Source organism: Brevibacterium sp. Lmc1, assembly GCF_057654315.1.
Genome location: NZ_CM172803.1, coordinates 1 through 26,451, shown reverse-complemented (window position 1 = coordinate 26,451; position 26,451 = coordinate 1). Strand labels below are relative to the sequence as shown.

Below are 26,451 nucleotides of genomic sequence, written 5' to 3'. Positions count from 1 at the left end.
GGGATCGATGTCGACCACTCCACCCGCGCAGCGGCGACACCGCCGCATCCACCCCGCCTGGTGGGTCGCTGCCGTCGCCTTCATCGCCCTGCTCGCCGCCGCCGGATTCCGGGCTGCTCCCGGAGCACTCATGGTCCCGCTCCATGCGGACTTCGGGTGGTCGATGAGCAGCATGTCCCTGGCCGTGAGCGTCAACCTGCTGCTCTACGGACTCACGGCCCCCTTTGCCGCGGCACTCATGGATCGCTTCGGCATCCGCCAGGTCGTGGCCGCGGCTCTGGCTCTCGTCGCCCTCGGCGCCGGAGGCAGCGTGCTCATGACCGCGTCGTGGCAGCTGCTCATATTCTGGGGAGTGCTCATCGGGCTGGGCACTGGTTCGATGGCCCTTGTCTTCGCTGCCACCATCGCCGATCGCTGGTTCGTCGCCCGCCGCGGGCTGGTCATGGGCATCCTCACCGCCGGATCGGCCACCGGTCAGCTGATCTTCCTGCCGCCGGTCGCGACGATCGCCGAGTCCACGGGGTGGAAGCCGGCATCCCTGCTCATCGGCATCGCGGCGATGGCCGCCGTGCCGCTGGTCTGGTTCGTCCTCCGCGATCATCCCACTGACCTGGGCGTCCTGCCCTACGGTGCGGCTGATGCGAGCACGGATCGCCCGACCGACTTCAACGACGAGACCGAGCCTGAGGGCGACACCCCGACCACGGCGGAGTCCGCCCCGACCACGCCCGCCGAACGCCGCGGCACCGGTGCCGCCCGACGCGCCTTCGCAGGTCTCTTCTTCGCCGCCCGTCATCGCTCGTTCTGGGCTCTGGCCATCGCCTTCGCGATCTGCGGCGCGACGACGAACGGACTCATCGGCATCCACTTCATCCCCTCGGCCCACGACCATGGGATGCCCGCGTCGACGGCGGCCGGCCTGCTCGCGGTCGTCGGGATCTTCGACATCGTGGGCACCGTGTTCTCCGGTTGGCTGACCGACAAATTCGATGCCCGGATCCTCCTCGTCGCGTACTACACGTTCCGCGGGGTCGGCCTGCTGCTTCTGCCCTGGCTGCTCTCGGACACGGTCCACCCGAGCATGATCCTCTTCATCGTCGTCTACGGCCTCGACTGGGTCGCGACGGTCCCGCCGACGGCCGCTCTGTGCCGGGAGATCTTCGGCGACAACGGCACCATCGTCTTCGGCTGGGTCTTCGCCGCCCATCAGATCGGGGCCGCCGCCGCGGCCTTCGCCGCCGGCGCCGTCCGTGACGCCTTCGGTGAGTACACCTACGCCTGGTGGGGCGGGGCGGCCATGTGCGTCATCGCCGCGGTCCTGTCGTTCGCGGTCAGACGCCGTCTGATCGATGATCGCAGGGAACCCGCCACCGCCGAGGCGGCCGCCTAGTCCCAGTTCAACCGAGATTCAGTCCTGTTCCTCCGGTTCCCACAGCTCGATCCGATTCCCTTCGGGATCGGTCACCCAACCGAAGCGTCCGATTCCGTCCATCTGCTGGGTCTCGTCGTCCACCTCGGCGCCGGCAACGCGGAGCTGCGCGATCATCGCGTCGAGGTCGGCGACACGGAAGTTCAGCATCGTCTGCTGCCGGTCCTGACCTTCCGGTCGCGTCCCGAAGTAGTCGGTGTCGGCCTCGAAGAGTCCGATCACGGTCGGTCCGGCCGGCTGCTGCCACAATCCGTGATCACCGAAGTCGACGCCGAGGACGTCGCGGTACCAGGCCGTCATCGCCTCGGGGTCGGCCGCCCGCAGGAAGTATCCGCCGATTCCATTCACTCTCTCCACGTCCGAATCGTATGCCCGATCCCAATCCCAGGGATGGACTCAAGTGTCGCGGAATGTCGGGAGACTGTAGTTTGTTACAGGGCACAGATCGTCAACCCGTGAAAGGACGTTCCATGAGCAAGTTCGCTGTCACCAATGCCAACACCGGCGAAGTCGAGGAGGAGTTCGCCTCGGTTCCCAAAGAGGAGATTCCTTCCTACATCGATCGTGCCCACGAGGCACATCTGGCGTGGAAGGAGACGCCGCTGCATGAGCGCGCGGCGATCCTGCGCAAGTTCGCCGATCTCGTCGATGAGAATGCCGATGAGATGACCGACATCATCGGTCGTGAGATGGGCAAGATCAAGAAGCAGGGCCTCGGCGAGGTCGACAAGGTCGCCCGCACCGCCCGCTGGATGGCCGACAACGCCGCCACCCATCTGTCCACGACCCACCTGGCCGCCGCCGGTGCGGCCAGCAGCTATGTCGAGCACCAGCCGCTTGGCGTGCTGCTGGGCATCATGCCGTGGAACTTCCCGTACAACCAGATCGCCCGCTTCGTGCTGCCCAACCTCATGGTCGGCAACACGATCATCATGAAGCAGGCGTCGATCTGTCCGAAGTCCTCGCAGTACTTCGAGGACCTCCTCACCGAGGCGGGACTGCCGAGGGGCGTGTACCAGAACATCTACCTCGATTCCTCCCACGCCGAGGAGGTCCTCAAGGACTTCCGCGTCAAGGGCTTCTCACTCACCGGTTCCGAGGGTGCCGGTGCGTCGGTGGCCGCGATCGCCGCGAAGTACTACAAGCGCGCGGTCCTCGAGCTCGGCGGAAATGACCCGGCCGTCGTCCTCGACTCGAAGGACGTCGCCTCGGTGGCGCAGAAGCTCGTCGGGATTCGTCTGGCGAACGCCGGCCAGGTCTGCACCTCGCCGAAGCGCATGATCGTCGTCGATGAGCTCTACGACGAATTCGTCGCCGAGGCGGTCAAGGCCGCCGAAGCCATGAAGATCTCCGACTTCGACGACCCCGAGGTCGGCATGGGACCCGTGTCCTCCGAAGGTGCTCGCGACGAGATCATCGAGATGATCGAGAAGGCCGTGGCCGATGGTGCGACCCTGCACACCGGCGGCAAGAAGCTCGACCGCCCCGGCTGGTTCATGTCCCCGGCCGTGCTCACGGACATCGACCCGCACTCGGACCTCGGCTGCAACGAGCTCTTCGGCCCGGCCGTGATGATCTACCGTGCCAAGGACGAAGAGGATGCTCTGCGTCTGGCCAATGATTCCGAGTACGGCCTCATGTCCTCGGTGTGGACCGACGACCTGGAGAAGGGCCAGGAGTTCGGCAAGAAGATCAACGCCGGCATGACCCTGATCAACAGCCACATGGAGTCCGGACCGGAGTACCCCTTCGGCGGCATCAACCGCTCCGGCTACGGCCGTGAGAACGCTCAGTGGGCTTTCCAGGCGTTCACCAACGAACACCTCATCCGCGTCCACGCCTGATCAGGTGTGAGACCTCAGGTTCACTCCTGAGAACTCCGTCACCGAGGTGACCGGACGGTGTCATAAGAGAACGAGCCCGTCGGGCAGCGAGACGATCGCTGTTCGGCGGGCTCGTCCGCGTCTCTGTGGTCCGATCATCTCACTCGAGTGAGATATCCCCGTTGCCGGTCGTAACCTCGACGGAGTGAGGGCTGTCGGGATCCTCGGACAGCGAGTTCGACTCCGCGCCATTGTCGGTTCTCAGTGCTACGGCGTAGGTCGCACGCGGCAATGAGGCGCTCACGGCACCGTTGCCGGTCCGCACCCTCAGGCTCGACGGCGCTTCGTCGAACGTCAGATCGACCTTCCCGTTCTCGGCCTGTGCCGAGACATTGTCTGAGCTCAGACCGCTGCCGTGCTGGTCGCCATTCGTGCTCCTCAGCGTCAGATCCCCGACCATGTCCGTCACCGAGATCCCGCCGTTCTCCGTCGCGATCGCCACCGAGCTGTCGAAGTCCTTCGCGGACACTTCTGCATTCTCCGCTTGCAGTCTCACCGCAGCGGACCGCGGGATGACCACCTGGTAGCGCACTTCGCACGAGGCGAGGAATCCGCAGTCCGTGGACAGCGTGAGCTCGTCGTCTGCGATCGCCCATGTCGCCTGCCCCGCCTTCCCGGTGAACCACCTCGTCACTTCGACTGCGTCGACATCGCCGGGCCGCAGAGCAATGTCACCCCCGGACTCCATGACGATACCCAGATCATCGCCGCCTATCCGAAAAGAGCGACTTTCGGGATCGACTGCGTCGAGCGAAGGTCCGCAGGAGCTCAGCCCGATCGCACCGAGAACCACCACGCTCGACAGTGCAATAGCCTTCGACCATCTCTGTACTTTCACTCCGACTCGCTCCTCGTCACGTGTCCTGCCACCGACACCATCGTCGTCAACTCCGCCGTTCGGATTCGGAGTGTGTGATCGCTTCGATCAGGGCGGCAATGGCCCGTTTGATCGCAGTCGAATCAACCTGCTCCGGGTCCGCCAGATGCTCCATCGACAGCCCGTTCGTCAGACAGTGCAGGACAAGAGCTGCCACACCAGGATCGATTGAGAGCTCCAGGCCGCTCCGTGCAGTGACCTCACGGACAGCACGCTCGGCGGCCTCTCGCTGTGTTCGCCGCAACGGCCCCCATGACTGTCTCGCTGCGGGGTCCCGTGCGGCTCGTGCCGCGAATTCGAGGCCGAGCCGACCCCGTTGTTCGTCCTCCGTGATGCTCTCTGCGACGACACCCGCCACGAAGGTCGCGACTTCATCTGCCGGTCTCGCGGGAGCCTGCAGCAGTCGGTCTCGTTCGCTTGTGGAGCGGTCCTCGAGGACGGCAGCGAAGAGTCCCTGCTTGCTTCCGAAGTTCGAATAGACGGCGCCCTTGGTGAATCCGCCTCGCAGCGCGATGTCGTCTACGGTCGCAGCGGAGTAGCCGGACTCGGCGAATGCCTCCGCGGCCGCGGCGATGAGTCGCTGTCGGACTTCGGACCGCGGGATGCGTTTGGCGACTTCTCGGGCGTTCTGCGGCTGGTGCATGCCGACACATTACAATACTTTCAGTACTGAATACTAGAAGTATCCAGTTTGCCGACAGCTCTCAGAAGATACTCGCAGTCTCACAGCAAAGAGCCTTGGGCCGGGCCGCAGCCCATCACCACTCAGACGACCGACTCGGCATAGAGCGCCGAGACCAGAGGCGCGAGCTCCGGCGTCTCACGAGCTTCGGCGAGAGCGGATTCGAGCACATTGTCATGCGTCGGATGCGCCTCGGCGAGCAGCGTCTCACCGGCAGGGGTGAGCTCGGTGTAGATTCCGCGCCGATCGTCATCGCAGAGCACACGAGTGAGCAGCCCGCGGTCCTCGAGGCGGGTGACCAGGCGCGTCGTCGCGCTCGATGACAAGGCGGCGGCGCGGGCGAGCTGCCGCATGCGCATATGCCAGCCGTCCTGCCGGCTCAGCGCATCGAGGACGGTGAATTCGACCACGGAGAGGTCGTGCTCGCGCTGCAGGCTGCGTTCGAGCTCGACCTCGATGAGTCCGTGCAGAGCAGCGAGCGTGCGCCAGCCCTTGGCCCGGATCTCCACCGCGTCGTCCCTGATACCCACGTCATTCTCCTTGTTCTCGACGTCTCTCAAGGATACACCACTTGCGCGGATAAGACGCGTATGCAACTATATTCATTGCGTCTGCAACTACTGCAAACGCGCCCTATTGCACACGCACGTGATTTCGCGACCGCGGAATCCGCTCCCCACCGAAAGGTCTGCACCACCATGCCGCTCGCACTGCTCGCTCTCGCCATCGGCGGGTTCGGAATCGGACTCACCGAGTTCGTCATCATGGGCCTTCTGCCCGAGGTGGCCGCAGACTTCGCGGTCTCCGAGACCGTCGCCGGCTACCTCATCTCCGGCTATGCCCTGGCCGTCGCCATCGGAGCCATCGCGATCACAGTGGCGCTGAGCCGGGTCAACCGGAAGACCGCTCTCATCGGCCTCATGGTCCTCTTCATCATCGGCAACGGACTCTCGGCTCTCGCCCCGAGCTACGAGATGATGATGGTCGGCCGCATCGTCGCAGCACTCTGCCACGGTGCCTTCTTCGGCATCGGCGCGGTCGTCGCCGCCTCTCTCGTACCCGCGAACCGTCAGGCTGCGGCGATCTCGATGATGTTCGCGGGTCTGACCACAGCGAACGTCCTCGGAGTCCCCTTGGGCACCTTCCTCGGCCAGGCCGCCGGATGGCGGTCGACCTTCTGGACCATCGCGGTCATCGGCGTCATCGCCCTCATCGGCGCAGCCGTCCTCGTCCCCTCGATTCCGGCACGATCGGACGCGGCCTCGGGCATCCTCGGCGAATTCCGCATCTTCGCCTCCGGTCAGGTGTGGGCGTCGATCCTCATCACGATCCTCGGCTACGGGGGCATGTTCGGAGCCTTCAGCTATATGGCGTTCACGCTCACCGGGGTGAGCGGCTTCTCCAGCGCCACCGTCCCATGGCTGCTCGTCCTCTTCGGGGTCGGCCTCTTCGTCGGCAACATCCTCGGCGGTCGGGCGGCCGATAAGAACCTCGGGGCGACCCTGCTCACTCTGCTCATCGGTCTCGTGGTCATCCTCGCCGTGTTCTCTCTGATCGCCGAGAACAAGGTCGCCACGATCATCGCGCTGGTGTTCATGGGCGGGTTCGGCTTTGCCACGGTCCCGGCGATGCAGATGCGCATCATGCGTCACTCCGGCGACGCGCAGACGCTCGGGTCGGGAGCGAACATCGCGGCCTTCAACGTCGGCAATGCCTTCGGCGCGTGGGTCGGCGGACTGACCATCGCCTCGGGTCTCGGCTATACCTCACCGCTGTGGGCGGGTGCGCTCGTCACCGTCGGCGGGCTCGTCACCCTCCTCATCGCCGGACGCGCGCGGGAAGGGGAATTGCGCCAGAAGGCGGCAAGCACCGAGGCCGCCGCGGGTCTCGAGCGGGAATCGCAGTCGGTCTGAGGCTCTGTCTGCCTCAGCCGAGGCCGGGACCGACGCGGATCGCGTCGGCGGCGTCGAGGGCGAGTTCGATGCTCTCGTCGCCGACGGTGACCGCGATCGCCGAGGCGGCCGAGCTGATCGATCTCACCTGCAGCTTCGTGCCGATGACGATTCCACGATCGGTGAGGTAACGCAGCAGTTCAGGCGACCGGTCGGAGACGCGCACGACCTCGACCTCGAGCCCCGGGGCGGTCTCCTGCAGCCGCCGGCTCGGGAAATCGGCTGTGTGCCCGTCGGCATCGGGAATCGGATCGCCGTGCGGGTCACGCTGCGGGCTTCCCAACGCTGCGTTCATCCGTTCGAGCACGAGATCGGAGACGGCATGTTCGAGTCGATCCGCCTCATCATGGACCTGATCCCAGGTCAGGCCCAGAGCCTCGACGAGGTAGGACTCGACGATGCGGTGGCGTCTGACGATCTCGACGGCGATCTGCCGTCCCACGTCGGTGAGCACGATCCGCCCGTAGGGTTCGTAGTCGATGTAGCCGTCGCGGGAGAGCTTCTTGAGGTTCGCCGACACCGTCGAGGCGGTCACTCCCAACTGTTCGGCCAAGTCTGTGGTGGCGGGGCGACCGCCCGGCCATTCGTAGGCCTTCCAGATGAGGGTGACGTAGTCCTCGACCATGCGAGTGACAGAGGGGCGCGGCATGATCGTCATTCTACGCGCGGGTACCGGCCGGCTTCGGGTCGGCGGACATGGTGACGGTCGATTCGTGCTCCGGATCGGCCGCCTCGGCGGGGTCTGCACCGTCGTCACTGCGCTGCGGTCTGCGGAACGGGGCAGCGAGCGTGGGGAGGATGTCACTGCGGTGGAGGATAAGGAAGACGATCGCCAGCACCGCTTGGATCGCGGAGAGAACATAGCGGCCGGAGGTGTCCGTGACGAAGAACTGCACCCCGAAGAGCGCGGCGAGTCCCAGCGCTGGTGCCCAGTGGAAGCGCAGGGCCAAGATGATCGCCACACCGAGGAGGGTCTGCGTGGCCGTGAGCGTGAACTCTTCGATCTGCCGCCCGTCCAGAGGCAGCCCGAGACCACCCCCACCCGCGAAATGCGCGATCGGCAGGGAGCCGACGAGCAGGCTCCATTGGTTGACCTTCGAGGCGATGAGTGTGCCGATGGCGGCCCCGCCCATGCCGCGCAGGGCGAACATTGCGGCGATGATGAACTCGGGGGCCTCCGAGGCCAGCGGGGCCAGCCACTGGACGAGGAAGTAGCTGTCGATGCCCAACGCCGAACCCGAGGCCACGAGCGCCTCGGCGAACGGTTCGGCAGACAGCAGGATGATCGCTGCCGAGACGACGAACATCGTCACCACCGTGATCCGACGGGCCTTCTGCGGCATGGCGACGATGAGAGCCGCGGCGCCGACGAACTCCTCTTCGTCATCGCCCGCGGCCTGCCCGGCCCGCCACAGATAAGCGACGAAGATGAGCACGAGGGCTGAGCCGAACCAGATGGGGATGCTGCCGAGCAGCGGAATGGCGAAGGCGATCACACCGAGGATGACGAGGAAGCCGATGTCCATCCGGCTGCCCGAGTCGATGTGCAGGGAATGCTGGATGGGGGACTTCGTCCGCTTGGCCATGCGGCGGGCGACGAGGAGGGCGATGATGACGACGAGCGGCCACCCGAAGCCGAGCAGCAGTCGATTCGATCCGGTCATATTCGCCGCCGCGAAGTGCAGGTAATCCGGATCCGTTCCGGAGCGGAACGCGTAGTAGAGGTCCACGGCATATTCCGGGAGGACCGCGATGAGGGCGAGCAGGGCGATCGCGAGAGCACCCGAGATGTCCTTCTGCGCCGCCTCGGCGGCCCAGGCCAGGAGGAAGGCGGCCGCGACGATGGCGGCGCCGAACGCGAGGAGCTCGAGAACCGGGGCGAGTTCGATGCCGGTGATGCGCAGCACCACGGCGGGTGCGGCGATGACGAGGCAGATCGCGATGCGGCGGATGATTGCGGTGGGCATATCTCAAGACTTCCCGCCGCGAATCGGGTGTGTCTACGCACAACTGAGACTTAGACGTCTCCAACAATTCCGGCAGGCCCCGGGATCCGCTTGTTTCTGGGGATCACACGGCCCGCTGAGATGAAGTCGTGTGCCTCAGATCACCGGAGTTCGGAGAGTGCCGCGGCGAGGTATTTCGCGGAGGGGCCCGCTCCGACGTCGACGATGTCGGCGGGGGTTCCGGTCGCCACGACCCGGCCGCCGTCGTCACCGGCGCCGGGGCCGAGTTCGACGACGTGGTCAGCGACGGCCACGACGCGCATATCGAGTTCGACCATGACGACCGTGTTGCCGGCGTCGACGAGGGTCTGCAGGTGCGCGACGAGCCGGTCGGCATCCGCGCAGTGGAGTCCGGAAGTAGGTTCGTCGAGCACGTAGAGAGTGTCGCCGCGCTGGGAGCGCTGGAGCTCGCTGGCGAGTTTGACCCGCTGCGCCTCACCGCCGGAGAGCTCGGTGGCAGGTTGGCCGAGGCGCAGATAGCCGAGGCCGACGTCGATGAGTGCGGTCAGGGAGCGCATGATGTCGAATTCGCCGGTGAAGAAGTCGTGGGCTTCCTCGACGCTCATCCCCAGGATCTCGGCGATATTGCGTCCGCGCCACAGGATCTCCAGGGTACTCGACTGGAAGCGGGTGCCGTGGCAGTCGGGACACTCGGTGTAGACCGAGGGCAGGAACAGCAGCTCGACCATGACCGATCCTTCACCCTCGCAGGTGGGGCACCTTCCGCCGGCGACGTTGAAGGAGAAGCGACCGGGCTTGTAACCGCGCTCTCTGGCCTCAGGCGTCTCGGCGAAGCGGCGACGCACATGGTCGAACAGGCCCGTATAGGTGGCGACGTTGGACCGGGGCGTGCGGCCGATGGGCCTCTGATCGATGCACACCACCCGTCGGATCCCGGTGAGTTCGCCGGTGACGGTGCCCTCAAGCTCCTCGGGTTCATCGTTGAGCAGGAGCTCGTCATCATCGGACGCGGGTTCATCAGCAGTCGTGGTGGTACCCAGCCGGTCGCCGACGATAGCCGGGAGCACCTGGCTGACGAGGCTGGACTTGCCCGAACCCGATACTCCGGTCACGGCGGTCAGCGAGCCCAGCGGCAGATCGAGGCTGATGTCGTGGAGATTGTTGCGGAGGATGTTCGTCAGTTTCATCCAGCCTCGCGGCTGCCGGGGTTCGTGGGGTTCGAGTCCACGTCCGCCGAAGACATAGCCCCTGGTCACGGATTCGTCGATCTCCGCAAGTCCGGCCGTAGGTCCGCTGTAGAGGACGTCTCCACCGCGTTCGCCGGCGCCGGGTCCGATGTCGACGAGCCAGTCGGCATGGCGCATGATGTCCACGGAGTGTTCGACGACGAAGAGGCTGTTCCCGCGGTCCTTCAACCCGTCGAGGATGCCCAGCAGGGCATCCACGTCCTGCGGGTGAAGGCCGGCGGAGGGTTCGTCGAGCACGTAGACGACGCCGAAGAGGTCCGAGGTCAGCTGAGTGGCCAATCGCAACCGCTGCAGCTCACCTCCGGACAGCGTCGGTGTGGTCCGATCGAGTGAGAGGTACCCGAGACCGAGATCGACGATCGGCCGGAGCCGATCGATGAGACCCTCGCCGAGGCGGACGAACGCGGCGAGCTTGTCCGCAGCCGGGTGGTCGTCTGCCTCCGCAGCCGCCTTCGCCGAGGCGACCTCATCGCGGAGGACGGACATGAGTTCATGCAGCGGCAGCGCGGAGAATTCGGCGATGTCGAGACCGGCGATCGTCACCGACAGAGCATCGGGTCTGAGTTTCTTTCCGTGGCACACGGGGCAGGGACCGGCACTGAGGAATTCGGCGACGCGCCGTTTCATCCCGGCACTCTTCGTGTTCGCAAACGTGTCGAGCACGTACTTCCGGGCTCCGACGAAGGTTCCCGAGTAGGTCGGTTCGGCGCCTGCTGCGATCGCTTCGCGCGCCTCGTCCAGCGTCAGCCGGGAGTGGACGGGAAGGTGCGGAGTCTCTTCCGTGTAGAGGATCCAATCGCGGTGTTCGCGCGGCAGGTCCTGCCAGGGGACATCGACGTCGTAGCCGAGAGCGACGAGCACATCGCGCAGCTGGTGGCCGTGCCAGGCCTTCGGCCAGGAAGCGATGGCGCGCTCCCGGATCGTCAGCGTCGGATCCGGGACCATCTTGTCCTCGGGCACCTCGTAGACGCGGCCGATTCCGTGGCATTCCGGGCAGGCACCTTCGACGGTGTTCGTCGAAAAATCCTCGGCCAACAGCATCGACTGCCCCTCCGGGTACCATCCCGCCCGTGAGTAGAGCATGCGCACGAGGCTGGACACCGTGGTGATGCTGCCGACGCTCGAGCGTGCGCTGCGCCCGCCGCGCTGCTGTTGCAGGGCGACGGCCGGCGGCATTCCCGTGATCGAATCGACGTCGGGGACCCCTGCCTGATCGATGAGCCGGCGGGCATACGGTGCCACGGATTCGAGGTAACGGCGTTGGGACTCGGCAAAGAGGGTGCCGAAGGCCAGGGAGGATTTGCCCGATCCGGACACTCCGGTGAACACGACGAGCGCATCCCGGGGCACGGTGAGATCGACGTTGCGCAGATTGTGTTCCCTGGCCCCGCGGACCCGCACGTCCGGCTGGATCTCGGTCGAGGATGTCGGAGCCGAGGGCACAGAGGAGGTCATGAGGTCACCGTACCAAGGTCGGAACCTCCGATCACCGAGGTGGCCGACGACAGAACCCCTCGTTCCGGGAAATTCGGAACGAGGGGTTCGATGTGCCTCAGTCGGCCGCTGTCATGGGCCGACCTTTATTCGGCGGGGCCGACCGTCATTCGGCGGGGCTGGCCTCGGTCGGTTCGACCACCTCGGCGGGGTACTCTTCCTGGTCCTCCGGCTTGCGGATGAAGAACGCGAGGACGATCGGGACGATCGCGATGACCGTCGCCAACAGGAACGCGGCGTGACCGCCGGGGGCACCCGCCTCGGGGACGGACTTGCCCTCCGCCTGACCCGAGTGCAGGGCCGCGGAGTAGATCGAGATGAGCAGCGCGGTGCCGGCAGCTCCCGCGACCTGCTGCAGGGTGTTGAGCGCTGCCGAACCATGGGAGTACAGGTGGCGCTCCAGCGATCCCAGCGAGGCGGAGAACAGCGGGGTGAACGATGCGGCCAGGCCCAATGACATGACGATCTGGACGATGATGAGCAGCCAGATCGGCGTTCCCACGCCGGCCGTCGAATACGCGAACATCGAGGACGCGATCATGATCGTGCCGGGCACGAGGAGCGTCTTCGGTCCGCGGGCGTCGTAGATCCGACCCATCACCGGTCCGAGCAGACCCATGATCACCGAACCGGGCAGAAGTACGAGACCGGACTGGGTGGCACCGAGTCCGACGACGCTCTGCAGGTACAGCGGCAGCAGGGAGAACGTGCCGAACATGGACAGGGCGACGACGGCCATGATGATGACCGAGAAGACGTAGTTCCGCGAATTGAACACACGCAGGTCGAGCAGGGCGCGATCGCCCTTCTGCAGGACGAGCTGACGCCACACGAAGAGCGCGAGGAAGACGACTCCGCCGCCGATCGTCGCCCAGGCCAGGGTGCTCGTCGATCCGCCGCCCGCCTCACCGCCGTGGCCTCCGCCGAACTGGCTGAGGCCATAGACGATGCCGCCGAAGGCGAAGACGGACAGAACGATGGAGATGACATCGATCGGGGCGTGCGTCGACTCGCCGAGGTTGGTCATCCACTTCGCGCCGAGTGCCAGTGCGATGAGCGCGATGGGCAGGATGATGCCGAAGAGCCAGCGCCAGCCCAGCGAATCGAGGACGATGCCCGACATCGTCGGTCCGATGGCCGGGGCCAGCGAGATGACAAGGCCGACTCGACCCATCATCCGACCGCGCGAATGCGCCGGGACCACGTTCATCATCGTGGTCATCAGCAGGGGCATCATGATGCCGGTTCCTGCGGCTTGGACGATCCGTCCGATGAGGAGCAGCAGGAAGCCCTGCGAAACGAGGCAGATGAGCGTGCCCGCAGAGAACAGGATCATCGCGGCCAGGAAGATCTGGCGGGTGGTGAAACGCTGCAGGAGGAAACCGGTCGTCGGAATGACGACGGCCATGGTGAGCATGAAAGCGCTGGTCAGCCACTGGCCGAGCTCCGGAGGGATGTCGAGGGCCTTGTTGAGTTCGGGAATGGCGATGGCCATCGTCGTCTCATTGAGAATGGCCACGAAGGCAGCCACCAGCAGCAGCCAGATGACCTTCATACCGGCGGGGTCGATGGTGTCGTTATGCTGTGTCTGCGCGTGTGCGGGTGAGCTGTCGCTGGACAAGACGGTGCTCCGTTCGGATGTGTCTGAGGGGCCCGGGATGTGGGCGGAGGTCGCACGCAGATGCCGAATCGACGCGCAGACGAAAGTGTCAACAGCATCTCAGACTAACGTATTCCCGAATACCTCCGACAGTGGGGAGAACCCGAAATCACGGCGATCTTCGTCACTGCTCGCTCGGTCTCCTCAGCAGGTGTCGTATCGGTACCCGTGATCGCCTGCGGCGACGAGGTCGCGGTCGCGCTGGATCATCAGCGGCGGACGATCGGGGACGGTGCAGGCGTTGGCGAAGTCCAGCCCCGCCTCGGCGAGGGTGTCGGGATATTCGATGGCGAGGACACGGTCGCCGTAGATCTCGGTGTACGCAGTGCATTCGTCGAAGGCGGCGCATTCCTCGGCCACGGCGAAGTCGAAGCCGAGCTGAGAATGAGCGGTGTCGGCGAGCTCAGCGGCGTTCTTCTGTGCGACCGACAGACCATGGGCGTGGGCACGGTCGACATACGCGGCCGCGAGTTCCAGGGCACCGGTTCGGTCGATGTCGGGGAATCGGTCGGCCGTGTCGAGATTGTCGATCTCCACGGCGTCGAATCCGGATTCGGCGCAGCCGTCGATGACGGGGCCGATGACATCGAGGATCTGGGATCGTCGGTCTGCGGTCGAGGGGTCGAGGATGTGTTCGTCAGGCCAATCCGTGTCGACGACCAGGTCACCGACGGCATCGTGGAGCAGCAGGTCAGCGTGGTCGCGCCAGTCCGCAGCCTCGTCAGGTTGGGTCTGGAAGCCGTTGACGTAGCAGACGGAGTAGGCCCCGGTCAGCGGCGCGGCACCCGCGTCGCGGGCGACGATATCGATGCGGCCCCGCGAATCCGGCAGCGAGTCATAGGATCCGCCGAGCTGGTAGTCGAAGGTTCCTGACGTCGGCAGCGAGGGAGCTCCTGAGGTCGGCATCGTCGATGGCGGCGAAGCGTTCGCTAAACAGCCGCCCATTGCCACGGCAATGCCGATGGCGACCGCGGCCGCCATCCACCGCGGTGGAATCGGGCTCAGCAGAGGTCTCATGGAAACACTGTAGACGGAGGCGGCCGGCATCGATGTCGCGGCGGAGTTCACACTCTCTTCGATTCGACGTATCGGATGTTCACTTAAGCGCTGTTAACGTCGGCAGAGGAAACGACCCGTCACCGAGGCGGATCGTCTCCTGGAAAGTCACTACCAGTCACACAGTCAAGCGGAACGAACGGATGAGAATGACTCTGAAGAACGTCACCACGAAGACCATGACAGCTGCGATGATCGCCGGAGCCGCCGTGCTCGGCTCCAGTTCGATCGCCTCCGCCGCCCAGCCGGCGGCACAGCCCGCCGCTTCCGCGGGAGCCGCCTCCGCCGCAGCCGAGAACTCGGCTGCGGACTCCGGCACCGCCTCGGCGAGCCCGGAGGCGGAGAAGAAGTTCTCGAACATCGGGGACTTCCTCAAGCACTACAAGGGCCAGTCGCTGGCGAACTCGCAGGGCGGCTACCAGGGAGAATGCGTCAGCCTCATCTCCCGGGCCCTCGAAGAGGTCCACGGCGTCGACCACGGAGCGTGGGGCAACGCCGTCGACTATCAGGCAGGCGGCTCCGGCGGTGACAAGATGAAGGCGAACGGCTTCACCTGGCACACCGACCAGAAGTTCGAGAACGGCGACATCCTCGTCTGGGGCGACGGCGACAACACCACCGCCTACGGTCACATCGGCATCTACTACGAAGGCCAGGTGTGGCACCAGAACTTCAACGGCGACCGCAGCCTGCACACCTATGACGGCCTCATCGATGGCTACTTGGGCTACTGGCGCGCCTGATAGGTTTTCGCAACGACGAAGGCTCCGAACCAATGTGGTTCGGAGCCTTCGTTTTACGAGTGCTGTCTCAAAACTACTCGAGTGGAGGTAAGGGGACTCGAACCCCTAACCCTCTGCTTGCAAAGCAGATGCGCTACCAATTGCGCCATACCCCCGAAACGGGTTCACACCCTCACACCGAGTCGGTGTGTTCGGACCATTCGGCTTGGGCACTCTGGTTCTGGTGCCGCCACCCGAAGAACACTCCCAGTCCCACTAACGTGAGACCGCTGAGAATCCATCTTCTCATGATCCTCCTCGAAAGGAAATCCTGTTGTGACAGGACGTGGGCCTACCTGGACTTGAACCAGGGACCTCTTCGTTATCAGCGAAGCGCTCTAACCGCCTGAGCTATAGGCCCTCATCGGGTGAACCCGAAGTAAAACAATACCCATCGACCGCAGCTAAACACAAATCGACACCCAGTGACCCCTCTCACACCCTCCCAGAACTACCTGACGGCGGCCCAGCAACCTCGCGCGAGGTTGCTGGGCCGCCGTCAGGTAGCAATCAGTCGTCGGTGAGGGTGAGGCTGAATCCGCCGGCGATGAGGGAGCCGATGTTGTAGATGAAGGCCGCCAGCGTCGACAGCGCCGTCATCAGCACGATGTTGATGACCGCGATGATGAAGCCGGCCGCGACGACTCGGCCGAAGCCGAAGATGCCGACGATCCGCTCGGCCGACTCTGCGCCGGCGAGCTCGCTCATCGTCGATTCGAGGCCGCTCATCACACCGGTCGCCTGCAGCACGACCCACAGGACGATGAAGGCGACGATCGTGGCGATGCCGATCGCCACGGACATGAGGAACGACATCTTCATGACCGACCACGGATCGACCGCGGAGACGGTGAGGCGGACGGTGCGGGGGCCCTTCTTCTTCTTGCCCTTCCCGCTGTCGACCATGTTCTTCACACCCATCTTCACGCTGCCGGAGCTCGCGCGGACGGTGTTCGCCGCATTTCCCATCACCGAGGTGGCGCCGCGGTTGCCGCCGCCCGATCCCTGGGAACCTGTTCCCTGTGAACCGGAAGCCGGTGCGCCGAATCCCTGGGACCCGGTCTGAGCACCCGATCCCTGAGATCCGGTGTGTGCCGACGGCGTCGAGCCCGCCGAGGGTGCCCGGTTGGGCTTCGGCGAGGCCTTCGGAGCGGGAGGTGCGACGACGGTGGCGTTCTGGCTGTTCGGTCCCGAAGAGCCGCGACCGGAGCCGGATCCCTGTTTCGCGCCGGTTCCCGACCCGGAGTTCGAGCCTGAACCGCTTGCTGCAGCCGACTTGTCGTCCGACTTCGACGATCCGGCCGTCAGACGGGTCGAGCCGCTCGACGTGCGTATGATCTTGCCTGAGCCTGGCTGTTTGCTATCGCTCACTCTTCCACATCCTCGTTGCCGGTCTGAGGCTCTGCGACCTCACCTTCCGGGACCTCGGCATCGTCTTCGCTTTCGATCTCGTCTTCGACCTCGGCTTCGGGCCCACGGGTCACTGCGATAATACGATCTTTCTTATCCGGTTTCGCGAACACCACACCCATGGTGTTGCGTCCCTTCGCCGGAACTTCATCGATGCTCGACCGAACGATCTTACCGCGCTCCATGACCACGAGGACCTCCTCACCGTCTTCAACGATGAGTCCGCCTACCAAGTCTCCGCGCTGTTCGGTGATCTTCGCAACCCGGATTCCCAGACCGCCGCGCCCCTGCAGGCGGTACTCGTCGACCGGGGTGCGCTTGGCGAACCCGGCTTCCGTGACGACGAAGACGTAGGTGTCCGGCCGAACGACGTCCATCGTGAGCAGCTCGTCGTCGTCCTTGAACTTCATACCTGTGACGCCACCGGTGACTCGGCCCAGGGGACGGATCGACTCGTCATCGGCGGCGAAGCGGATCGACATGCCCTTGCGCGAGATCAGCAGCAGGTGATCCTCGGCACCGACGATGCGGGCCGAGACCAGCTCATCGGGCTGACCCTTGTATTCGCGCAGGTTGATGGCGATGACACCGCCGGTGCGGTTCGAGTCGTACTCGCTCAGGCGGGTCTTCTTCACCACACCGGAACGAGTGGCGAGGATGAGGAAGTCGGCTACTTCGTAGTCCCGGATCGACAGCACCTGTGCGATCGTCTCACCTGGTTGGAGGGCGAGCAGGTTCGCTACGTGCTGGCCCTTGGCGTCCCGTGAGCCTTCGGGCAGCTCATAGGCCTTCGCCCGGTACACGCGACCGGTGTTCGTGAAGAACAGCAGCCAGTTGTGGGTCGAGGTGACGAAGAACTGTTCGACGACGTCGTCGCCGCGCAGTGCCGCGCCCTTGATGCCCTTGCCGCCACGGTGCTGGGCCCGGTAGAGGTGAGTCTGGGTCCGCTTCGCGTAACCGCCGCGGGTGATCGTGACGACGACCTCTTCCTCGGGGATGAGGTCCTCCATGGACACATCACCGTCGAATCCGGCGAGGATCTTCGTCCGGCGATCGTCACCGTAGCGCTCGACGATCTCGTCGAGTTCCTCGGACACGATCTCACGCTGGCGAGCCGGGGTTGCCAGGATGTGGTTGTACTCGGCGATCTGCTGCTCGATCTTCTCGGCCTCTTCCTGGATCTTCAGTCGCTCCAGTGCGGCCAGTCGGCGCAGCTGCAGGTCGAGGATCGCATTGGCCTGGAGTTCGTCGACCTCGAGCAGCTCCATCAGTCCGCTCCGCGCCTCGTCCGAGGACGGGGAGCGGCGGATCAGGGCGATGACCTCGTCGAGGGCGTCGAGGGCCTTGAGGTAGCCGCGCAGGATATGCGCGCGTTCTTCGGCCTTGCGCAGACGGAACTGCGTGCGACGGACGATCACTTCGATCTGGTGCTTGACCCACAGACGCAGGAAGGAGTCGATGCTCAGTGTGCGCGGCACGCTGTCGACGAGGGCCAGCATGTTCGCGGAGAAGTTCTCCTGCAGCGACGTGTGCTTGTACAGGTTGTTGAGCACGACCTTGGCCACGGCATCGCGCTTGAGCACGATGACCAGGCGCTGACCGGTGCGGCCCGATGACTCGTCGCGCAGATCGGCGATGCCGGCGACCTTGCCGTCCTTGACGTAGGAGGCGATCTTCGCAGCCAGGGTGTCCGGGTTGACCATGTACGGCAGCTGAGTGACGACGAGGCAGGTCCGGCCCTGGATCTCTTCGACCTCGACGACGGCGCGTTGGGTGATCGATCCGCGACCTGTGCGGTAGGTGTCCTCGATGCCCTTGCGACCGAGGACCGTCGCGCCCATCGGGAAGTCGGGTCCCTTGACGATGCCGAGGAGGGCCTCGAGCGCCTCTTCCTTGCTCGCCTCCGGGTGGGACAGCAGCCACTGTGCGCCCTGGGCGACCTCACGCAGGTTGTGGGGAGGAATGTTCGTGGCCATACCCACGGCGATGCCTGCCGAGCCGTTGACCAGCAGGTTCGGGAACCTGGAGGGCAGGACCATGGGTTCCTGGTTGCGGCCGTCGTAGTTGTCCTGGAAGTCGACGGTGCCTTCTTCGATGTCCCGGACCATCTCCATGGCCAGGGGCGCCATCTTGCACTCGGTATAACGCGGTGCGGCCGCTCCGTCGTCGCCCGGGGAGCCGAAGTTGCCCTGACCGGCCACGAGCGGGTAGCGCATCGTCCACGGCTGCACGAGGCGGACCATGGCATCGTAGATCGCCGTGTCACCGTGCGGATGGTACTGGCCCATCACGTCGCCGACGACGCGCGAGCACTTGGAGAAGTTGCGGTCGGGGCGGTACCCGCCGTCGAACATCGCGTAGAGCACGCGGCGGTGGACGGGCTTGAGTCCGTCACGGACGTCGGGCAGGGCACGTCCGACGATCACGCTCATCGCGTAATCGAGGTACGACCTCTGCATCTCGAGGTTGAGATCAACCTGTTCGATCCGGTTGATTTCTGTTCCGATATCGTTCTCGTCGGCCAATGTGGGCTCTTCCCTTGTGTTCGAACCGTGTCCGGCTGGATCTCAGCCGTGTGCGGCGGCGATTGGTGCGTGCAAAGAATGGGGGCGGTGCATCCGGTCTCCCACCCTCACCGAGGCGGCTGCCCCGGTGAGGACGGACGATCAGATATCGAGGAAGCGGACGTCCTTCGCGTTCTCCTGGATGAAGCGGCGACGCGAATCCACGTCATCGCCCATGAGGACGGTGAAGATCTCGTCGGCGACGATCGCATCGTCGAGCGACACCTGCTTGAGCAGCCGGTGGTCGGGATCCATCGTCGTCTCCCACAGCTCCTCGTAGTTCATCTCGCCCAGACCCTTGTAGCGCTGGATCGCGAGATCCTTGGGCAGTCGCTTGCCGGCGGCCCGCCCGGTCTCGAGCAGTCCGTCGCGTTCCTTGTCGGTGTAGGCGAACTGGTGCGGGGCGTTCGACCACTTGATGCGATAGAGCGGCGGGGTGGCGAGGTAGACGTAGCCGTGCTCGATGAGCGGCTTCATGTACCGGAAGATCAGCGTCAGCAGCAGGGTCGTGATGTGCTGACCGTCGACATCGGCGTCGGCCATGAGGACGATCTTGTGATAGCGCAGCTTCTCGAGATCGAACTCCTCACCGATGCCGGTGCCGAAGGCCGTGATCATCGCCTGGACTTCGTTGTTGCCCAGCGCACGGTCGAGTCGAGCCTTTTCGACGTTGAGGATCTTTCCGCGCAGCGGCAGGATCGCCTGAGTGTTCGGGTTGCGGCCCTGAGTCGCCGAGCCGCCGGCCGAGTCACCCTCGACGATGAAGACTTCAGAGATCGACGGGTCCTTCGACTGGCAGTCCTTGAGCTTGCCGGGCATACCCGAAGACTCGAGCAGTCCCTTGCGGCGAGTGGCCTCACGAGCCTTGCGAGCGGCCAAGCGGGCCTGGGAGGCCTGCAGCGCCTTGCGCACGACGTCCTTGGCCTGGGCCGGGTTCGACTCGAACCAGTGTCCGAGTTCGTCGCGGACCACGCGCTGGACGAAGCCCTTGACCTCGGAGTTGCCGAGCTTCGTCTTCGTCTGCCCCTCGAACTGGGGATCGCCGAGCTTGACGGAGATGACGGCCGTGAGACCCTCGCGGATGTCATCGCCGGTGAGGTTCGGGTCCTTGTCGCGCAGCAGCTTCTGGTCCTTCGCATACGCATTGACCAGCGAGGTCAGAGCCGTGCGGAAGCCCTCTTCGTGGGTGCCGCCCTCATGGGTGTTGATGACGTTGGCGTAGGTGTGGACGGACTCGTTGTACGACGTCGTCCACTGCATCGCGATCTCGAGCGCGAGAGTCTGTTCGCCCTCTTCGGCTTCGAAGACGATGACATCGGGGTGGACGAGATCGGCCTTCTTCGTCGAGTTGAGGTACTCGACATAGTCGAGCAGACCGTTCGCGTACTCGTAGGTGACGGTGCGCGGCTTCCACTCGGTCGCCTCGTCCTCGTCGATCTGGACATCGTCGTCATCGACTTCGTTGTGGCGCTCATCGGTGAGGCTGATCTTCAGGCCCTTGTTGAGGAAGGCCATCTGCTGGAAGCGCGCACGGAGGTACTCGTAGGAGAAGTCCGTGGTCTCGAAGATCGAGCCGTCCGGCCAGAAGGTCACGGTCGTGCCCGTCTCATCGGTGGCTTCGCCGCGCTGCAGTTCGCCGTTGGGCACACCACGGTCGAAGTCCATCGTCCACACGTAGCCGTCGCGCCTGACTTCGACCTCGAGTCGTTCGGACAGTGCGTTGACGACGGTCGAACCCACACCGTGGAGACCGCCTGCCACGGCATATCCGCCGCCGCCGAACTTACCGCCGGCGTGGAGGATCGTGAGGATCACCTCGACGGTCGGCTTGCCTTCCGTCGGGTGCATCGCCACCGGCATTCCACGGCCGTCATCGGCGACACGGACGCCTCCGTCGGCGAGGATGGTGACCTCGATATGATCGCAGTAGCCGGCCATCGCCTCGTCGACCGAGTTGTCGACGATCTCCTGAACGAGGTGGTGGAGACCACGTTCCGAGGTCGAACCGATGTACATGCCGGGCCGTTTCCGGACTGCCTCGAGACCCTCGAGAACAGTGATGTCGCCGGCATCATAATGAGGCTGATCCTCGGTCGTCATATGACTCCTTGTTCGGATGGTCGCTATCAGCTCCCCATTCTACCGCGCCGCACGCTGAAATGCCCGTAAGCGGCCTGTGAAGGCATATTTCCCGAATTTTCGTGCCGCAGATGTACCCCCGGACAGGTGAGGTAGCGGCTATGGCCGTTTAAGGCCCTCTGTGTTCTTCTCAGAAATACAGGGATTCTTCCCGGAATTTCGCCGAGGCGGCTGCCCACTTCACCCGAATGTGTCCCGGGGTCCGCGGCCGGCCACCGATCGTCGACCGCGTTTGAAGCTGCGTCCCTGTGGCCCCTTGATCTCGATCTCGGTGATCGTCGCCGAACCCAGCCCTTCCTCGAGTCTGCGCAGGATCGTCGGTTTGAGCACCCGCAGCTGGGTCGCCCAGGTCGTCGAGTCTGCGGCGATGACGAGCAGGGGAGGAGAGAAGTCGACGGGCGTCGCGTGCTGGGCCACCTGGGGTCCGACGAGGTCGGGCCACCGGCCGAGCACCTTGCCGATGTCGAGTGAGGACGACCAGCCGCGGTCCGTGATGAGCGACCCGAGCACGGATGACACGGTCTTCGGGTCACGGCCGTCACGACCCGATCCGGAGTAGACGGCTTCGCCGCGCAGGCGGGAACGGCGACGGCTGCGGACGAACTTCGCTTCGGTGACCTCCATCCGTCGGACTCGGTCGAGGGCTTCGAGTGCGGCGACGGGAGTGGAGTAGTCCCGGTCGATGCCGCTCATGATGCGCCGCTCTGCAGAAGTCGGGACTGGTCGATCCGGATTCCTTCGAGACCATCGGGCAGATCGGAGTCGACGGCCGCGGTGATGAAGACCTGTTCGGCCGATGTCACTCTGGACGCCAGACGCTGACGCCGACCGGTGTCGAGTTCGGCGAAGACGTCATCGAGGACGAGGATCGGCTGTTCAGCGGCGCTTCCGGCATCGGCGGAGAGCAGATCCCACCCTGCCAGCTGCATGGCCAACGCCAGCGACCAGGTCTCTCCGTGAGAGGCATAGCCTTTCGCCGGATGGGTTCCGATCATCAGGGACAGATCATCGCGACCGGGTCCGTGCAGGGTCAGTCCGCGCTCGATCTCAGTCGTGCGGCGACGATCGAGGGCCGCCAGCAGCAGCTCCTTGCAGTCGGCAGCGGATGCTGCCTGCGAGTAGTCGATGCGCGAATCGTAGGCGATGTGGGCGCCTTGCCGTTCCAGTCGGGCATCGGCTGCGATATAGGCGAAGTTCGTCTGCAGCGGCTCGACGATATCGGCGAGGATCCGCTGTCGCCCGAAGACGAGTTCGGCAGCGGAGTCCGCGTAGGCCATATTCCAGATGTCGAGTGTCGCCTCGAGGCCGGGATCGCGGTCCTCGCGGAGCCGTTTGAGCAGAGCATTGCGCTGTTTGAGTGCCCGTTCGAAGTCCGTGATGATCGAAGCGAAGCGCGGATTTCGCGCCACGACGAGCGTGTCGATCCACGACCGGCGTTCGGCCGGTTCACCGCGGACCAGACTGAGATCCTCGGGAGCGAAGACGACGCAGGAGACGAGGCCGAGGATGTCCTTGAGCTTCACCGCATTGCGGTTGACCCGGGCCCGGTTGGCACCTTTGGCCTGGATAGTCACCTCGACGGTGGCATGCCGCTGATCCCGGTTGACCAGTGCGGACACCGTCGCAGCCGGTCGCCCCTCGTGGACGAGCGGAGCGTCGAAGGCCACCCGATGGGAGCGCTGATGAGCGAGGTACCCGATCGCCTCGACGATATTGGTCTTCCCGGTCCCATTGTCGGCCACGAATGTGGTGACTCCGGGTGAGAACTCGAGGTCGAGTTCCGGATACGACCGATAGTCACGCAGGGAGAGTCGGGATATCCACATTCAGATGCGCGTGGGCATGAGCAGATAGCGATAGGACTCGTCGGCAGGACCGTCGAGTTCCTTCTGCCCGGAGATGATGACCGGCTTCATCGGCTGTGTGAAGGAGAAGTTCACGTACGGGCTCTCGACAGCGGCGAGACCTTCGGCGATGTAGTGCGGGTTGAAGCCGACGGTGATCTCGTCGCCCTGGAGGGTGGCTTCGACGGCTTCGGAGGCCTGAGCGTCGTCACCGGTGCCGGCGTGGAGGGTGAGCATGCCGTCGGTGACCTCGAAGCGCAGCGGGGTGTTGCGTTCTGCCACGAGTGAGACGCGGCGAACGGCTTCGCGCAGCACGGCGGTCTCGACGATGGCATGGATCGGAACCGAATCCGGGAACAGCGACCGGACCTTCGGGTACTCGCCCTCGATGAGCAGCGAGGTGGTGACTCGACCCGCCGAGGTGAAGGAGATGAGGTCCTTGCCGGCATCGGTGCTCAGGCCGATCGTGACATCGCCGCCGAGGGACTTCGAGACATCGGAGAGCGTGCGTCCGCGCAGCAGAGCCACGGCCGAGACGTCGGGGCGTCCCGGGTTCCAAGTGAACTCGCGAACGGCCAGACGATAGCGGTCGGTGGCGAGCATCGTGACTTTCTCGCCCTCGATCTCGACTCTCACGCTGGTGAGGATCGGCAGGGTGTCGTCCTTCGAGGTCGCGATCGTGACCTGTGAGACGGCGTTCTGGAACTCACCGGCCGAAACGGTGCCCGAGTCGTCGGGGATCTGCGGCAGCGCGGGGTATTCGGCCACGGGCATCGTCATGAGTGAGAAGCGCGAGGATCCGCAGGTCACGTCGACCTTCGCATCGATCTGTTCGAGGGTGACCTCTTGGTTCGGCAGAGCCTTGGAGATGTCGGCGAGCAGACGTCCGGAGACGAGGACCGTTCCTGCGGAGGCGACCTCGGCAACGATCTCGACGCGGGATGAGACTTCGTAGTCGAAGACGGCCAGACGCACTGTGCCGCCGGCTTCGGCGGTGATGAGAATACCGGTGAGGACCGGAGCGGAAGGACGGTTGGGCAGAGTCTTGGTCGCCCAGGCAACAGCGTCAGCGAGAACGTCGCGATTGACTTTGAACTTCAAGGGGGATGCTTCCGCGTTCACTTTACTCCTTCGGGGTGGCCACCCGACCTGCACTGGGCATCTGGCACGAGATTCCGGGTTGCGAGTCACAGGCTCGATACTGCTCGGAAAACTTTACACAGCCTATCCGATTTGTGCCCACCTCAGGAGTGGCGGCCGAAAAGGGATGCCAGGGGTGCTCAGCGAGCGAATCTCGCATTCGAGAATCAGCCGAGATCCTGTGTTCGAATATTCTGCAGGTCCATGACTCTCTCGACCTCGAGCTTGTGAGCTCGAAGCTCATCCACCGCAGCAGTCGGTGGCGGTCGCCCTCTTAAGAGTTGAATTCACTTGGTAGAAGTATCAGCACATGTGGACACTGTGGACAAGTGCCGCTTACCCCAGAGTAATCAAGGGTTCTGAGCCATTATGGGCTTGTGGATGCCATGTGCACCGTGACCGAGGCGTCGGTGGGCGCTTGGGTAAACACAAGCATGTAGTTCACATCTTTCCACCCGTGGAGCAGTTCTGTCCACCGCTCTGTCCCCAAGCTGTGAGCAATTGTCCCCAGGGTTATCCACAGATGTGTATGACGTCTTCTATAGGCGGTGCTGTTGTTTAATGCGGTTTGTGAGTTCGGTGACCTGGGTGTAGACGGCCCGTCGTTCGGCCATCTGAGTTCGAATCTTCTTGTTCGCGTGCATCACGGTGGTGTGATCGCGTCCACCGAACGCCTGTCCGATCTTCGGCAGGGACAGGTCGGTGAGCTCGCGGCACAGGTACATGGCGATCTGCCTGGCCGTCGTCAGCGTCCTGGACCGGGAGGTTCCGCACAGGTCATCGAGGGTGAGGCTGAAGTAGGCAGCGGTCTGACCCATGATGTCCGCGGCCGTGACCGCAGGGGTGTCATCGGGGGTGATGAAGTCCTTGAGCACGGTCTCGGCCAAGGAGACGTCGATCTGCTGATCGTTGAGGTTGGCGAATGCCGTGACCCGGATGAGAGCGCCTTCGAGTTCGCGGATGTTCGAGGACACACGGGAGGCGATGTATTCGAGGACATCGTCGGGAACATCGAGCTGCTCGGCTGCGGCCTTGCGGCGCAGAATCGCGAACCGAGTCTCCATATCCGGCGGCTGCACGTCCGTGAGCAGACCCCATTCGAATCGGGAGCGCAGCCGCTCTTCGAAGCCCTTGAGCATCTTCGGCGGCTGATCGGAGGTGATGACGACCTGTTTCGCCTCATTGTGCAGGGCGTTGAACGTATGGAAGAACTCTTCGACGGTCGCATCCTTGCCCTGCAGGAATTGGATGTCGTCGATCATGAGGATGTCGACCTCACGGTAGCGGCGCTGGAATGCCGGACGCAGAGCATTCGAGGTCTTCGATGAGCCGATCGTATTGATGAAGTCGTTGACGAACTCTTCGCTGGAGACGTACTTCACTCGGATCTCCGGGAACAGCTGAGTCGCGTAGTAGCCGATCGCATGGAGCAGATGGGTCTTGCCCAATCCCGAGTCCCCATAGATGAACAGAGGATTGTAGGCCTTGGCCGGTGCCTCGGCGACAGCGAAGGCCGCTGCATGGGCGAACCTGTTGGAAGCGCCGATGACGAAGGTGTCGAAGGTGTACTTCGGATTGAGCTGGGCGACGCCGGGAGCATCGACAGGCGGGCCCATCGGGGCGGCGGTCGCCTCGGCGATCTTCATCTCACGGTCGGTCATCCCGGAATCGTCGGGAGCCTGCGGCTGCGAGGCGGGCGTCTGCGTTGCCGGCGGTGCCGATGCTTGCGCCTGCGGCAACTGGGTGTCCGAGGTCTGCGCGGCCGGCTGGCCCTGGTTCGGCTGGGCGGATTCGAGCGTCGAATGATCGGCGGGGACCGGTCGGACCGGTTCGGCCGCCTCAGTGGGGATGGGTTCCGGCGATTCCGTCGCCGAGGAGGAGGTGGCCGGATCGATGGGAACCTGAGTTCCCGGTGTCGGCTCTCCGATGAGTTCTTCGAAGCGGATCGGCACGTCGAGTTCGGGATCGACGACGAATCCGAACGTCACTTCGAACCCGAGGACCTTGGAGAACTCCCTGGTCAGGGGGCCGAGCAGTCGAGTCTCGATGGTGCGGCGGGTGTGTTCTTCGCGCACGGCGAGAAGGATGAGGGCATTGTCGACGAGGGCCTTCGGCACGGCGAGGGAGAGGAAACCCTTCTGGTGCGACGAGAGGCCCGGGTCCTTTTCCAGGTTTGAGACCACCGTGTGCCAGCGGCTGATGAGCTCATTCTTGGAATTCGACACCGTCACATTTCCTCAGCTTTCAAAAAAATCGTTCTGGCGTGATCCACACCTGTGCATGACTTCCACATAGTTTTCCACAGAATGTGGATCAGTGCCGACT

At 64.4% G+C, this 26,451-nt stretch carries 20 protein-coding genes and 2 tRNA genes; 4 read left to right on the top strand and 18 right to left on the bottom strand.

Going from position 1 to position 26,451, the window contains the following annotated elements:
* The first annotated feature begins 7 nt into the window (after positions 1 to 7).
* A complete protein-coding gene (locus AC239G_RS00110; protein ID WP_487489522.1) occupies positions 8 to 1,390 on the top strand; it encodes an MFS transporter in 1,383 nt (460 codons plus the stop codon).
* Between the two features lie 18 nt (positions 1,391 to 1,408).
* Here AC239G_RS00110 and AC239G_RS00105 read toward each other — a convergent pair whose 3' ends face one another.
* Positions 1,409 to 1,786, bottom strand: a complete 378-nt coding sequence (locus AC239G_RS00105; protein ID WP_259358034.1) for a VOC family protein — start codon at positions 1,784 to 1,786, stop codon at positions 1,409 to 1,411.
* Between the two features lie 113 nt (positions 1,787 to 1,899).
* Here AC239G_RS00105 and AC239G_RS00100 point away from each other — a divergent pair, with 113 nt between their 5' ends.
* Positions 1,900 to 3,273 (top strand): aldehyde dehydrogenase family protein, encoded by a 1,374-nt coding sequence (locus AC239G_RS00100; RefSeq protein WP_482401060.1) that lies wholly within the window; start codon positions 1,900 to 1,902, stop codon positions 3,271 to 3,273.
* A gap of 139 nt (positions 3,274 to 3,412) precedes the next feature.
* On the opposite strand, the gene AC239G_RS00095 is transcribed toward AC239G_RS00100, so the two are convergent.
* The 3 genes from AC239G_RS00095 to AC239G_RS00085 form a co-directional block, all read right to left on the bottom strand.
* Complete coding sequence (locus AC239G_RS00095; protein ID WP_487489521.1) at positions 3,413 to 4,150, bottom strand: DUF4097 family beta strand repeat-containing protein; 738 nt, start codon at positions 4,148 to 4,150, stop codon at positions 3,413 to 3,415.
* Positions 4,151 to 4,196: 46 nt separating this feature from the next.
* Positions 4,197 to 4,832 (bottom strand): TetR/AcrR family transcriptional regulator, encoded by a 636-nt coding sequence (locus AC239G_RS00090; protein ID WP_487489520.1) that lies wholly within the window; start codon positions 4,830 to 4,832, stop codon positions 4,197 to 4,199.
* Positions 4,833 to 4,954: 122 nt separating this feature from the next.
* Entirely contained in the window at positions 4,955 to 5,401 is a 447-nt protein-coding gene (locus AC239G_RS00085; protein WP_487489519.1) for a MarR family winged helix-turn-helix transcriptional regulator, read from the bottom strand.
* Between the two features lie 168 nt (positions 5,402 to 5,569).
* On the opposite strand from AC239G_RS00085, the gene AC239G_RS00080 reads away from it, so the two are divergent.
* On the top strand, positions 5,570 to 6,784 hold the full coding sequence (locus AC239G_RS00080; protein ID WP_487489518.1) for an MFS transporter: 1,215 nt from the start codon (positions 5,570 to 5,572) through the stop codon (positions 6,782 to 6,784).
* Between the two features lie 13 nt (positions 6,785 to 6,797).
* On the opposite strand, the gene AC239G_RS00075 is transcribed toward AC239G_RS00080, so the two are convergent.
* From AC239G_RS00075 to AC239G_RS00055, 5 genes are all read right to left on the bottom strand, one after another.
* The gene (locus AC239G_RS00075) at positions 6,798 to 7,472 is read right to left on the bottom strand and encodes a metal-dependent transcriptional regulator (protein ID WP_487489517.1); all 675 of its coding nucleotides are present in this window, start codon (positions 7,470 to 7,472) and stop codon (positions 6,798 to 6,800) included.
* Positions 7,473 to 7,482: 10 nt separating this feature from the next.
* On the bottom strand, positions 7,483 to 8,790 hold the full coding sequence (locus AC239G_RS00070) for a sodium:proton exchanger (RefSeq protein ID WP_487489516.1): 1,308 nt from the start codon (positions 8,788 to 8,790) through the stop codon (positions 7,483 to 7,485).
* A gap of 140 nt (positions 8,791 to 8,930) precedes the next feature.
* Entirely contained in the window at positions 8,931 to 11,492 is a 2,562-nt protein-coding gene (locus AC239G_RS00065) for an excinuclease ABC subunit UvrA (protein ID WP_487489515.1), read from the bottom strand.
* Between the two features lie 145 nt (positions 11,493 to 11,637).
* Positions 11,638 to 13,086 carry an MDR family MFS transporter gene (locus AC239G_RS00060; protein ID WP_172173512.1) on the bottom strand — a complete coding sequence of 483 codons (1,449 nt, stop codon included), beginning with the start codon at positions 13,084 to 13,086 and terminating at the stop codon, positions 11,638 to 11,640.
* A 249-nt stretch (positions 13,087 to 13,335) separates the two neighbouring features.
* Positions 13,336 to 14,208, bottom strand: a complete 873-nt coding sequence (locus tag AC239G_RS00055) for an endo alpha-1,4 polygalactosaminidase (protein ID WP_487489514.1) — start codon at positions 14,206 to 14,208, stop codon at positions 13,336 to 13,338.
* A gap of 188 nt (positions 14,209 to 14,396) precedes the next feature.
* On the opposite strand from AC239G_RS00055, the gene AC239G_RS00050 reads away from it, so the two are divergent.
* The gene (locus tag AC239G_RS00050) at positions 14,397 to 14,990 is read left to right on the top strand and encodes a CHAP domain-containing protein (protein WP_487489513.1); all 594 of its coding nucleotides are present in this window, start codon (positions 14,397 to 14,399) and stop codon (positions 14,988 to 14,990) included.
* 82 nt (positions 14,991 to 15,072) lie between these two features.
* Here AC239G_RS00050 and AC239G_RS00045 read toward each other — a convergent pair.
* From AC239G_RS00045 to dnaA, 9 genes are all read right to left on the bottom strand, one after another.
* Positions 15,073 to 15,145, bottom strand: a tRNA-Ala gene (locus tag AC239G_RS00045).
* A 171-nt stretch (positions 15,146 to 15,316) separates the two neighbouring features.
* Positions 15,317 to 15,390, bottom strand: a tRNA-Ile gene (locus AC239G_RS00040).
* Positions 15,391 to 15,539: 149 nt separating this feature from the next.
* Positions 15,540 to 16,400: a DUF3566 domain-containing protein gene (locus AC239G_RS00035; protein WP_487489512.1), complete on the bottom strand. Its 861-nt coding sequence runs from the start codon at positions 16,398 to 16,400 to the stop codon at positions 15,540 to 15,542.
* Positions 16,397 to 18,964, bottom strand: a complete 2,568-nt coding sequence (gene gyrA / locus AC239G_RS00030; protein WP_139467609.1) for a DNA gyrase subunit A — start codon at positions 18,962 to 18,964, stop codon at positions 16,397 to 16,399. The genes AC239G_RS00035 and gyrA overlap by 4 nt, the downstream gene beginning before the upstream one ends.
* 141 nt (positions 18,965 to 19,105) lie before the next feature.
* Positions 19,106 to 21,103 carry a DNA topoisomerase (ATP-hydrolyzing) subunit B gene (gene gyrB, locus AC239G_RS00025; RefSeq protein WP_139467608.1) on the bottom strand — a complete coding sequence of 666 codons (1,998 nt, stop codon included), beginning with the start codon at positions 21,101 to 21,103 and terminating at the stop codon, positions 19,106 to 19,108.
* Between the two features lie 219 nt (positions 21,104 to 21,322).
* Positions 21,323 to 21,835 carry a DciA family protein gene (locus AC239G_RS00020; protein ID WP_101546518.1) on the bottom strand — a complete coding sequence of 171 codons (513 nt, stop codon included), beginning with the start codon at positions 21,833 to 21,835 and terminating at the stop codon, positions 21,323 to 21,325.
* Positions 21,832 to 22,968 carry a DNA replication/repair protein RecF gene (gene recF, locus AC239G_RS00015; RefSeq protein ID WP_139909528.1) on the bottom strand — a complete coding sequence of 379 codons (1,137 nt, stop codon included), beginning with the start codon at positions 22,966 to 22,968 and terminating at the stop codon, positions 21,832 to 21,834. The genes AC239G_RS00020 and recF overlap by 4 nt, the downstream gene beginning before the upstream one ends.
* A complete protein-coding gene (gene dnaN, locus AC239G_RS00010) occupies positions 22,969 to 24,108 on the bottom strand; it encodes a DNA polymerase III subunit beta (RefSeq protein WP_487489511.1) in 1,140 nt (379 codons plus the stop codon). It lies immediately after the preceding gene.
* Between the two features lie 557 nt (positions 24,109 to 24,665).
* Positions 24,666 to 26,351 carry a chromosomal replication initiator protein DnaA gene (dnaA, locus tag AC239G_RS00005; protein ID WP_487489510.1) on the bottom strand — a complete coding sequence of 562 codons (1,686 nt, stop codon included), beginning with the start codon at positions 26,349 to 26,351 and terminating at the stop codon, positions 24,666 to 24,668.
* Between the last annotated feature and the right edge of the window lie 100 nt (positions 26,352 to 26,451).

Excerpts from the sequence above, each read along its gene's own strand:
- AC239G_RS00110 (WP_487489522.1), top strand. The coding sequence starts at position 8 with ATGTCGACCACTCCACCCGCGCAGCGGCGACACCGCCGCATCCACCCC.
- AC239G_RS00100 (WP_482401060.1), top strand. The coding sequence starts at position 1,900 with ATGAGCAAGTTCGCTGTCACCAATGCCAACACCGGCGAAGTCGAGGAG.
- AC239G_RS00090 (WP_487489520.1), bottom strand. The coding sequence starts at position 4,832 with ATGCACCAGCCGCAGAACGCCCGAGAAGTCGCCAAACGCATCCCGCGG.
- AC239G_RS00080 (WP_487489518.1), top strand. The coding sequence starts at position 5,570 with ATGCCGCTCGCACTGCTCGCTCTCGCCATCGGCGGGTTCGGAATCGGA.
- AC239G_RS00075 (WP_487489517.1), bottom strand. The coding sequence starts at position 7,472 with ATGCCGCGCCCCTCTGTCACTCGCATGGTCGAGGACTACGTCACCCTC.
- AC239G_RS00070 (WP_487489516.1), bottom strand. The coding sequence starts at position 8,790 with ATGCCCACCGCAATCATCCGCCGCATCGCGATCTGCCTCGTCATCGCC.
- AC239G_RS00065 (WP_487489515.1), bottom strand. The coding sequence starts at position 11,492 with ATGACCTCCTCTGTGCCCTCGGCTCCGACATCCTCGACCGAGATCCAG.
- AC239G_RS00060 (WP_172173512.1), bottom strand. The coding sequence starts at position 13,086 with ATGAAGGTCATCTGGCTGCTGCTGGTGGCTGCCTTCGTGGCCATTCTC.
- AC239G_RS00055 (WP_487489514.1), bottom strand. The coding sequence starts at position 14,208 with ATGAGACCTCTGCTGAGCCCGATTCCACCGCGGTGGATGGCGGCCGCG.
- AC239G_RS00050 (WP_487489513.1), top strand. The coding sequence starts at position 14,397 with ATGACTCTGAAGAACGTCACCACGAAGACCATGACAGCTGCGATGATC.
- gyrB (WP_139467608.1), bottom strand. The coding sequence starts at position 21,103 with ATGACGACCGAGGATCAGCCTCATTATGATGCCGGCGACATCACTGTT.
- AC239G_RS00020 (WP_101546518.1), bottom strand. The coding sequence starts at position 21,835 with ATGAGCGGCATCGACCGGGACTACTCCACTCCCGTCGCCGCACTCGAA.
- recF (WP_139909528.1), bottom strand. The coding sequence starts at position 22,968 with ATGTGGATATCCCGACTCTCCCTGCGTGACTATCGGTCGTATCCGGAA.